Source organism: Mesomycoplasma ovipneumoniae (assembly GCF_033343935.1).
Taxonomy (GTDB): Bacteria; Bacillota_I; Bacilli_A; order Mycoplasmatales; family Metamycoplasmataceae; genus Mesomycoplasma; species Mesomycoplasma ovipneumoniae_G.
In genome coordinates this window covers 1-11,752 of sequence record NZ_JAWPGQ010000008.1, presented here as the reverse complement: position 1 = coordinate 11,752, position 11,752 = coordinate 1, and the positions used below count along the sequence as shown (strand labels likewise).

General features: G+C 28.0%; 5 protein-coding genes. All 5 read right to left on the bottom strand.

The genetic code is table 4. The features are described from left to right. Positions 1–223: 223 nt before the first annotated feature. Positions 224–883, bottom strand: coding sequence for a hypothetical protein (locus R7X45_RS02550; RefSeq protein WP_318055799.1), 660 nt, complete (start codon positions 881–883; stop codon positions 224–226). Continuing rightward, positions 864–1,949, bottom strand: coding sequence for a nicotinate-nucleotide adenylyltransferase (locus R7X45_RS02545; protein WP_318055798.1), 1,086 nt, complete (start codon positions 1,947–1,949; stop codon positions 864–866). Before R7X45_RS02545 ends, R7X45_RS02550 begins: the two co-directional genes overlap by 20 nt. Positions 1,950–1,952: 3 nt before the next feature. Next, the gene (locus tag R7X45_RS02540) at positions 1,953–2,873 is read right to left on the bottom strand and encodes a Cof-type HAD-IIB family hydrolase (RefSeq protein ID WP_303466273.1); all 921 of its coding nucleotides are present in this window, start codon (positions 2,871–2,873) and stop codon (positions 1,953–1,955) included. A gap of 319 nt (positions 2,874–3,192) precedes the next feature. Continuing rightward, the gene (locus tag R7X45_RS02535) at positions 3,193–9,135 is read right to left on the bottom strand and encodes an SGNH/GDSL hydrolase family protein (RefSeq protein WP_318055797.1); all 5,943 of its coding nucleotides are present in this window, start codon (positions 9,133–9,135) and stop codon (positions 3,193–3,195) included. A 310-nt stretch (positions 9,136–9,445) separates the two neighbouring features. Next, a partial coding sequence (locus R7X45_RS02530; protein ID WP_318055796.1) for a hypothetical protein occupies positions 9,446–11,752 on the bottom strand: 2,307 nt, incomplete at its 5' end.

The following is an 11,752-nucleotide window of genomic DNA, read 5'->3' as shown; positions in this document are numbered from 1 at the left end:
ACTATCATACTTTCTTGCCTTAAAACGTTGATTAAAGGTGTTAAAGAAAAATAGCAGAATCTAAAATAAAGCACTAAACCTTGCACACTTAATCTAATACACAATAAAAAAGGTGAACAATTGTCAGTGTTTTATGCCACTTTAAAACAAAAACAGTTTGAAAAACTATAATTTAATTTTTCAAACTGTTTTTGCAAATTTATAATAGTGAACAAATTTTTTTTTAGATTTTCTCAAGAAGAGCTAAGGCATATTCTACAGCACTTTGAGCGCCTTGTTTTATGTTAAAATTAATTTGGGAAATGTCAAGATTTTGGCCAATTTTATCACTTAAATATTTAATACAATAAAAATTCAAGCTATTTTTGGCACTTATTTGAGCAAAAGAAAATGATTCCATATCAAAAAAATCAACAAATTGAAAATCTTTTACTTGATTTTCTTCAAAAATAAAACTATTTGATGAGCCTAAATTAAAATTTTCAGTAGCAAGTAAATTATTCTCGTAAAATTTAGGTTCAAATGGTAGTTGGCCTGGCTGATATCAAGGTGTTTTTGCATCAAGTAAATAAAAACGTTTAGGAAATATCAATTGATTTTTCATTTTTGAAAAATCAATTGATGACCTTCCACCACAAGCGCCATAATTTATTATATTAGTAATTAAAAATTTTACTGCAACTGTCTGAGCAAAAATAGCTGAATTAATTAAGCCAATTTGCGAATGAATATAAAAAAAATAAATATTTTTATATTCATAAACAAGAAAATTTAGGTTTAAAACGCTAACATTTTTTATAAATTTTGCACCAAGCAATTCTAAATTTACTTGTTCTTGCTTATCAGCATAAAAAATAGCAGTTTTAATTTTGATGTTTTTCATATAGTTTCATTTGATTGGCTGAATTTTTCATATTTTCATGCTCAATTTTGGACATTCTTACAAGTTGGCTAAAGGCTTTATTTAAGTCTTGTTTTGCTAAGTCGCGTAATTTTTGAATACCTGAAAACCGACGACCACGAGCTAATTTATCAGCGACATAAATTGCTTTGTCAAATAATGACATTTCAAAACAAAGGGTTGTATGACAAGAAATAGCGCGGATTATTTGCTCAAAAGGTAGTAAATAAACATTTTTTAGTCAAATTGAAGCTGAAAGTTGGTGAAGTTCATAGTCTTGAAGGTCGCTGGCATCGATTTTTTGGGATTTAAGAAAATCAATATGTTCTTGCCTGGTTCATTTTTTGGTTAAATCATGAAATAAGCCAGCATAATAAGCCTGTTTTGAATCCAGACCGTAAATTTTAGCATACTCGCTTGAGAGTTCAGCGGTATTTTTTGAATGGATAAGTCGGTCAGAATTGCCAAGAAAACCTTTAAGAATTGAATTAGCATATAAAAAATTAGCGCCAATAAAAGCATTTACTTTTGGATCAAGACCAAAAAAGTTTCCATTTCTTATTTGCGAAGAACTAAAATTAGGCAACTGAGTTGGCAAAATTAAGGCATTATAACGTTTGACATTTCCTAAATCAGGATAATTTTTACGCCTAAAAACAACAAGTTGGACTTTTTCAAGAATTTCTTTGTAATTTTTCCACATTTTAAAACTGGCAAGATTATCAGAACCTATTATTAAAAAAAGTTTGGCATCAGGATATTTTTGCTTGAAATAATTTACTGTTTCAATTGTGTAGCTAATTTTTTTGGCTTTAATTTCATAATCACAAACTTGTGTTTTTTCAATTTGAACTAATTTTAACATTTCAAAACGAAATGCAGGGTCAATATTGTTTTCTTTATTGTTTTTTAGTGGATTTATATAATTTGGCACAAAAAAAAGCATATCTAAATTTAAAAAATCGATTGCTTTTTTTGCAATTTGTATATGAGCTTTATGAACGGGGTTAAATGAACCACCATAAATTGCAATTTTTTCTAATTTCATTTTTTAATACTCGGTTGCTTGAACTGAAACTGCTGAACGCGCATATTTAACATTTTTTGATTTTTCGATTTCTTTTTCAGGATTTTTTAAAAAACGGTGAATATAATAACCAACACCACCTTCTTTATTTGTTTTTTTAAGAATAACGGTTGCATGTTTTTTTACTTGCGAAGGCGAATTTGCCATTGCAACAGAAATTGTTGAAATTTCAAACATACCAATATCATTGTAACTATCACCAATTGAAATTATATTTTCTAAGTCAATTTTATAATAACGCGAAAGCATTGAAACAGCCTTAGATTTATTAACCCCAATTGCGGTCATATCAAAAACGTATGTGTGATTTTCTCCCTTTGATCAGGCCGAAAATTCACCTAGATCGCCATAGCGTCGCTCTAAATATGATTTAAAATCGTTGATGTTTGTACTTGGTTTTGTATCAAGAATTAAACAAGTCGGTTTTAAAGGTATTTTATGGAAATTTAGACCAGGCTTTAGATTTTTAATATGGTCAAATCCAAAAACTTGCTCTAATTGTTTATCGCGTTTTTTGATTTTAGCTCATCCAGGTCCTTCGATTGCAACATTTGAGGTTTCAGCTTTTACCCGTTTGTCACCCATTATATATAAAATGTCGTTTAAATTGATGTAATTAATTGTTGGAATAAATTCAGAATCTGTTGGGTTATGAATATAAGCACCGTTAAAATTAGCAACAATTGTTTTTAGACCTAATTTTTCGTATATTGGTTTTGTTGATCTTCAAGGTCTTCCTGTTAGAATGCAAACAACATGTCCTAATTCAACAGCGCGCTTAATTCCTGATTCAGTATCGGGATGAATTTCAGAATTTGCACTATCAGAAAGCACTGTGCCATCAAGATCAAGAACAAAAAGATAGCGATTTTTTAAGATTTTCATTTTGTGAAATTATACCATAAATTTACTCGATATTATTATTTTATACCGATACAATTTTTAAAATATCAAAATTATATTTTTGGGAATATTAAATATTTTGATTTCAAAACTAAATTTTTGCAAAAAATTATAAACTTAGCGAGAAAAACAATCAATTTTGGAAGAATTCTTTTAATTTTGCAAGATTTTGATGAAAAATTTAAGTAGTAGCTTTCGTCACGATTATAGTAGAAACCACTTGAAGATAGAAAAATATGCGATAAACTTTTGATAGAAAAACCTTATTAAAAAGAGTTTTATTTAAGTAGTATATTAATTTTTAGGGATTTTGATAATAATCAGGATAGGCTCCATCATGAATTTGCTGCAAAATTTGGTCTTTTAATTTAGGTTGGTTTGTGCGGCTAGAAAATCGATTATTATCAGAATTATAATAAATCATTGTTAGCATATCATTTAATTTTACATCGTGAGAATTATATCAAGTTTTGATCCCTCACCAACTTGTGGATTTGAGGGGTTGTCCTATTATGTCATTAATAAATTTATTGTAGCTACTATCTTGCGTATTATTTCTGTTAGACTGTTGACCGCTTTGTAACGATGCGCGAATTATTTCGGAAGCGTTTCAAGATGAAATTAAACCACCATAAAACGCTCAGGTTCGAGTTCAAGAATTAGAAATCCTAGATTCATATGTGTAAAAAAGAAGGATTAACACTAACCTATAAAGGAGTCTTCCTTTCGATGTTTTTTTGAAATTATCGATTGATATTTTACTAGTTCCTTTGTTCTCAGAGTACCAAATTCTATGAAATAATTTTGAAATTGCTTCAAGTTGAGGATCTTTTTTATTTGATGTGAAAAGATCCTTAAATGAAATTCCGGTGTATTTTATATGATTTAATTCTTTTAAAATTGGCGAAGCATCATTTTGCTTTGCCTTATTTCAGTTTGGTGAGGCTAAAAATATTAAATCAAAGAAATCAGCGAGTGTTTTAACTGATATTTTTTGTCCAGTTGGTGTGTTTAATGTTAAATTTTGTTCATTAATTAAATCTTTTTGTTCGGTTGAAGCTTTACCTGTTGAATCATCTACACTAATTTTTGGTTCAATTTTAACGACTAAATCAAGATTAATTAATTTTGCAAAATCTAATTTACTAAAAATAGCACTGAAAAAACTAGATGCTTCTTTACCTGAATCTAAAGTTTTAACTGCTGCTAACATTTGATCTAAAATATCGGAAATTAAAGGATTGTCAAAACCTAGACCAATGAATTCTTTTAAAAAAGCTTTAGGAATCTCTCTTGGTTTTTCAACTTTATTAGTTAAATTTGGGTTGGTGCCTTCTAAATTTAAATTTAAATATGAGGCAATTACATCAACGGCTATATCTAAAAATTCATCATTTTTTACTAAAAAATCAAGCACATGCCACAAATAGCCTTTCAAAAATTGGCTATTAGTTTGTTTTTGCGAACTCTGGGTTTGATTGGTATTTTTATCATCTAAAAACTTAGTTAAGATTCCTGAAAATGTTTTTACATCTTTAAATAATTCTTGATTTTTATTTATATAGTCTAAAATTCGAAAAATAAAAAGTTTGTTTGCAGAATTTGGCAAAAATCCTAGCAACAAACTTTTAAATGTTGGCTCAATTTTTTCCTTGGTTTTTTCTGACAGACCGCTAAAGATTGAAAAACTGGAAATATTTCCAACGCTTAATAGTTCAATTTTTTTTTTGAAAAAATCAGATTTAAAAATTTTTGTCAATATATTTCAAATATTATCTTTTTCTGATTTATCAATTTGATCATAAACTGACGCAATTTGCTTGACTAGATCAACGATAAACGCTTCATTTCCAATTTCAGATTCTAATAATGAATTCAAATTTGAAGTAGAAAACTGACCGTTAGTGAATTTAGATAAAATAGTTATAATTTTTGTTAAAAAAGCATTTTCTTTTGAATAATTTGCGGGCTTTTTGTCTAGGTTTTGTTTTTGCGTTTCTGTTGTAGATGAACTTGGCGATTGTTCTTCAGTACCAGAATCACTAAATGGTTGAGCTATAATTGGAAAATCAGAAATATCTTGACTCACATTTATCTTTTCAGGTTCGCCTGAAAAAATATTTATTGACTCTGGCTCATCGTTGTAATAACTTTTAATATTATTTTCAATTATTTTCTTAATTAGCTTGAAAAAAGGTTCAAAATCTTTCTGTTCAAATTCAGTTTTAAAAATTTTTCCTGCTAGTTTTGCAAAATTAGTTGTTAGATTATTCTTTTTTTCGTCTAATTTGACAATAAATTCACCAATAATTTTGTTAAAATATTGCTTTTCAAATAAAGTCTTAATTAATGACAAATTATTTAATGGCCTATTAATATTTGCTTTTGCAACTATTTTAAAGTAGGAATTAAATAATTCTTTAATTCCATCAGATTGTAAAAATGAATCAAAAATTGGAGCAATATCTTCACGGTATTCATCTGGAATGGTTGATAAACTTGATTTAATTTGCTCTGAAATAGGCTCAGTTTTCATTACTTCAGCAATTAATGAAGAAATTTTATCTTGATTAATTTTACTTGAATCTTGGGTACTTGTTGCCTCTGGAGAATAGTAATTATTTGCAATATCAACGCTAAAACTATCAAATAAAGTCTCAATAACCGATTTATTAGGGGTTGGATTATTAGAAATTGCATCAAGAATAATAGTAATTATTGATTTTATTGTTAATGGCGGTTGAATTGTTGCCTCACTTTTAACACTTAGAATTGAATCTTTTAGTTTTGTTAAAAAATCACGAACAAGTTCTAATATTGTATCAACAGATTCTGGTTTTAAATTTAGTTTATATTCATCCAAAATTGCCTGTAAAAATTGAGAAATTGATTCTCAAGTTGTTGTATTTCCTAAAAAAAGTGTAAAAACTTTTTCAATTAATTGAGAATTTTCTATAATAAAATTCTGAATTAACGAATTAAAATCAGGGTGTTCTTCAAACTTTTTATCGTCAAAAAAGTAATCAATAAGTTTTGAAAGTAATTCTTCAACTTCTGAAGATTCAAAGAAGGTAGATAAAATATTCAAAAGAGGTTTTTGAATTTTTCCCTTGTTAAAAAAACTATTTTGGTTTAATTTTTCGATTAATTGCTTATGTAAAAAAGATTGGTCAAAAAGGTTTTTGAAAAATAAAACCAGATCATGATTTGTAATTTTGCTTTGAAAATTAAGGCTAGCAAGACTTTTTAAAAGTGAATAAATTTGTTCTTGGCTAAAAAAATTATTTAGAAAATAACTAGAAAAATTTTGAAATGAAAGTTGTTGATCAAGATGCACGATTTTTGCTGAATATTCTTGAATTTCTGATTCATTATTTGCTTTTCTTGCCGATTCAAGGTTAGTTTTAAGTGAGTCATACTGGCTAAAATTTGATTTTGTAAAGGTTTCAAAAGTATTTATTGCACCTTTAACAAAAGCAAAAATTAAATTATTAGTCGGACTTGTTTTATCTTCTTTTCAGATTTGATATTTAGCGTAAAAATCTTCAAAAATTAGCCTAATAATTGCTGAAAAAGTTTCAACTGACTTAGGTTTTAGACCTTGGTCAGTCAATGAATTGCTAATTAAATCAATTAGACTAGTTAAAAACTTTTCATTTTTAACATTTTGTGCAATAAAATCGTAAATATTTTCTTCAAGTTTTGGTAGATTATTAGCTAAAAACTGAAAGCCAAAACGATTTAGATCATCAATTCGCTTATATTGGCTTTTATTTATCAAAAAATCATTAATTGCTGAATTTACGATATCTGATAAAGGTTTGAATGAATTTGAAACTAAAAAATCTTTGACCGAATCAAAAAGAAAGGAAAAACTAGCATAATTTGGCGAAGAAGTATCAATAAAGTTGCTTAGGTCAAATTTTGTTAAAATTGGGTAGAATTTATTAAGTAATTTTTTAAGTGACTCAATTTGATTATTGCTTAGCTCAAAACTTAAGAGTTCATGAAATAAATCAAGTAAATTTTTGGAATCATTAAAAAAAGATGTGTAATTTGTATAAATTTGGTCAGCAAAAATTGATGAAATGCTCTCAATATTTTTATAATCAGATTTCTTAATAACTTCTAAAAAGTTTTTAGCAGCAATATCGTTCAATTTGGTCCAGACATTTGTTCGCACAATAACATCAGCAAGCGAAACTAAAAGATCAGTGAGCGAATCTTGATCATTTTTAGACAAATTAAAATTAAAATTATCGTTAATAATGCCAACTAGAACCTTAACAGACTCATGATGTTTTAGTGTTTCTGAGATAAAATTGCGGATAAAACTAACATTATCAGCGTCATTTTGAGGATTTTCAAGGTAAGTTTGGATTATTTGCTGAAAAGTGGCAGAATTTTTATAGTCTTTAGTGCGAAACTGAAAATCAGTAATTATTTTTGTAAATAATTTTCTAATTGAGTCAAAAGTAAAAACTACCTTTAAATTATCTTTATATGCAACATCAAGTTTGATAATATTATTAATTATAAGATCCTGAACTAAACTTTGACCAAAAATAGAAGCAAAAATTAGTTCTTTAGTTTTTTCAGGATTTTCACTGGCAAATTCAGAAGTTACAACAGTATTTAAAACATCAATTATTTGTTTTTCATCAAAATCAGCAAAAATTTGATTAACTAAATCAGAAATTGTTGCCTTTTCTCAGTTCTGGGTATCAATAATATTTTGAACATAAGTCTGAAAACGCGAAATTATTTGACTAAAAAAGCCACTTGAGAAAATTTTTTGCAAAATTTGGGCAAAAGAAGCGCCAGCTTTTTGGTTTTGTTGTCAAAAATCAGTTAAAGTTTTTTGCACGCCTGGATTATTTTGGAGTCCTAACTGGACAAAACGGCTTAAAAAATCACCAAAATTATTATTTAATATAACATTTACAAAATTTTCAAGTGGTGATTTTTCAGTTTTTTGAATATCAGCAGTCGTTCTTTCTTCAATCTTAGAGGTCTGAGAAATAAACTTATCAGTTGAGCCTTCAAGACTTAAGGCCTCAAGAATTTGTGAATTTGATGCTATATTTAAAGTACGACGGTAATTATTTAAATCTTTTTCGATATAATCCTTATCTCAGCCTAATTTTTTGTGTTCTTCGTTTTTAAATAAAATATCTTGTTCCAAAGCAAGTTTGAACAAGAGGTCTTGGGCCATTTTTTTGTAACCTTTTGTCGAAGGGTGAATATCTAATTCTTTTGTTGCAAACTCAGTTGGATTTTCTTGTCAAATTTTTTCATTATACAAGTCAACATACTGAACTTTTTGAACTTTGGCAACTTGTTTAATTGTTGAATTTAAACGTTTTATTGCTAAATTAGCATAGTTTTCGGGCAAACCTATTTCATTTGTTAGTAATTTTTCAAAAAATTTAACAATATTTGATGTCAAAGAATTATAGCCGACTAAAACGATTTGAACCTTAGGATTGATTTTGCGCAAATTTTCAACTAAGGCTAGCAAATTTCGATAAATTTTTTGGTAGGCTAGTTCAATATTTTGCATAAATTCAAAACTTGCCTCAGCTTTTGTGGCAAGTTTTTGCATTGGTTTTGCAATTACACGAAAATCAATAGATTCAATTAAATCGTTTGCTCCTAATGAAAGTGTTATTAAATTTGAATCTTGAATTTTTTTGTGGAGTTTTGGAAAACTTGTTGCGGAAAAGTCATCAAAAACTTCACGAATTTGTTGTCCATATGGCGAATTTAATTTTTTGTCTAGATGATAATTGAAACGAAAATGTGTTTTGTCTGAATTTTTGTATTTTTCATTTTCAGGATTAAGTAAATATAGTCAATCTGTGACTGTTGTTCAAGAAAGTGCCAAATTGTCAAACGATTTAAGGGCATTTGGATTAACTTTCTGAATAAAATTAGCAAAAAAGGCAGGATACGAAAGTCCTTTTACTTGATTATTTTCATCAAGCATACCTCTAACATCAAAAGAATAATCCCAGTTAAAACCAGCAGAAATCGAATCACCTAATGATAAATAATTAATTTTATCCAAAAGTTCTTCAGTTTCTTGGGCCGAGTGGGTAATTGGTATGTTAATTTGATCTGTTTTATCGCGATTTTTTATACCAATCAAAGTAATTCCAGAAATTGTTAAAGATAAGGTGCTAAAACTCAAAAATATTTTGAATGCTTTAGAAAAATCAGGTTTTGAGATACTTTTTTTCATTATTTTACCCCGCTTCTTTTTGTTTTCCAGATTTTTTTTAGAAAAATCGATTAGATTGGTCCAATTAGTTAAGGAGCAAACTAGAAAATAAAATTAAATTATACACTAAATAAGTTTAAAAAATTCAGATAAATATTTTTTCTGATAAATTAGTAGAAAAAAAATCAGACAACTAATTTTTATCTATGATTTTGATTGTTCCATTTTTGTTATTTTTTTACTAACTTATTTAGTTTTGGGCTTTAAATTTTGTTACTTAATTATAAAAAAGCTCGTAAAAACGAGGCTTTTTTATAATTAAAATTTGTGATTAGAGATATTCGGATCTAAATTTTTCAAAAAGTTTATTATATTCTTCTTCAGTTTGAGGTGTGTCGAATAAAACAAAACCTTTAAAGGTTATTCCGGTTTCAGATCTTCCTCGAGGTAGTTTCTCCAATTGTTTGTCAATTTGTTCTTGAAGTTGTGATTTGGTAGTTCCAAAAGTAAAACCTTTTTCAAAATCTAATTTTGCGCCTGTTGGTATTTCACGACTTCAAGTGAAAATCGGTTTTTTAGCATCATCAGATTCAGTAGAATAAAACTTCATATTCATAACCGATTTGTCACCTTTTTTTTCAATATCAACGCCTAAAATAATAGTGGAATCAGAATTATTAAGAAAATCATGAAAATCATTGTGAGGATTTTTTGGATCAATTCCTATTGCAGTTCTCTTAGTATGCTCATCAGTTACAACTACAATTTCACCATTATATGTTGATTTAAATCCTTCTTTGTCGGTTGTTAGGAATCCATCGCTATTTTTACGAAAAAATGTTGGCTGCTTAGGAACAAAATCAGCTCCAATTTTAAAAACATCGTGCACGTTATATTGCTTTTCAATAACTAAATTAAAATTATTTTCTTCTTCACCTGTTTTTAGTAAAAAATATTGGAGAAAATCTATTTTGGGTAATTTTTTTGGTTTAAAAGCATAAAGGAAAGAAACGCCGTCTTTTAATTTTAGATCTGTATTGTTATTTACAGTTTTGTCCAAAGAAATTCCACCTTCAGCTAGATAAATACCTTGTTTTTGTTCATCAACATGAACTTTTTCTTTTGATTTATCAGAAGGTGCTTCGTTTGCCTTAAATCTAAAATTTGGATTATTAACGGCTGAAATTGATTTTACAACTTGCTGTTTTTGACCGTCTTCTAAAGATTGTTCTTCTGTTTCAATATTAGTTTTTCAATCTAAAAATAGGTGTGTTTTTACGCTATCAGAAAAAGATTTATAAAGTTTATTGTCTTTATTTACATCATCAACTTCAACTGTTAAATTTCTTTCAATTCCATTAGGGGTTTTAATCTTAAGATTTATTTCATAGGTTTCATCTTGATGATTTGCAGAAATAGAAACAGAAGTGCCTTCAGGAAGATTAGATTTTTCAAGGTTTTCAAAAAGTTTTCTTAGATAATCACCTAAAGATTGATAACTTGTAGGGGTAGTTGGGTTTGGACTTGGGGTTGGAGTATTTGACTTTTCGCTTGAAGAAGGGGTTGAGTCTGAACTTGAAGAAGCGGGAGGGGTTGAAGAAGGAGCTGGAGTTGGTTCTTCTGTATCTTGGAATAAGGTCGTGAAAGCACTAACATTTGTATCATCAGCTGCAGGTGTAGCCGAACCTTCTGCGACCTGATCAGTGGAGGGTTCAGTACTTGAAACTATTGAAGTTTGATTAACTTTATTACTTTTTGTTGCAAAAAAATTAAGAGCTTCGAAAAAAGGGGCTAGTTGGGTTGTTATATCTTTTATATCGTAAGTTCTATTTAAAAAAGGTTTGATTTTATCATCGATTGTTGAAGCAAAAACTGTAATTGGCAAATCTTTCTTAATTTCAAAGCTTAAATTGTCAATATTTTCTGATCCTTGTTTGTCAAAAGTCTCAATTGCGTTTTTAAAATATGCACCATAAATTTCTTCATTTGCATCAAATTCTAGTTCAAAATTGAAAGTATAGGTATTATCTTCGCCAAGATTTAGACCTAAAGGAAGTAATGTTCCATCAGCAAAATTACCTTCAATATTTAGTCCAACATTGATAATATTAGAATTTTTAGGATTATTATTGTTTTCTTTTACTGAAAAAGCGACACTTTTTGGAGCAAAATTAGGGATTAAATCTTTAATTTCTTCTAGAAATGTTTTATTTTCAGTTTCAGTTGAATTTGAAGTAAATCAAGAATTAAACTGTTCAAGATTTAAATTTTGAGGATTTTGGACAAAATATTCTGATACACTAAGTTTGTTTTCTGCTAAATGTTTAGAAATAGCTGAGTTAAATTTATAATTTTTCTTAAAGATCTTTAAAAATTCTGATGAATTTTTTTGGTTAGTTTTCTTAGGAACATCAACAAAATTAAGTGTTAATTTGCTACTTTTTTGTGTTTTTTTATCAAATAAACTTAATGCTAAGTCAATTTTATTGTCAACATCGTCAATGTTTGTAAACATTAATTTTTCATCTTGCAAATCAGGTTTTATTTCAAAATTAGAAGGAAAAACAAAAACCGGTTCAGAATTTATACTAAAGGAAATTCCGCCAAATTTAGAAAATGTTGCAAATAGTGCTGAACT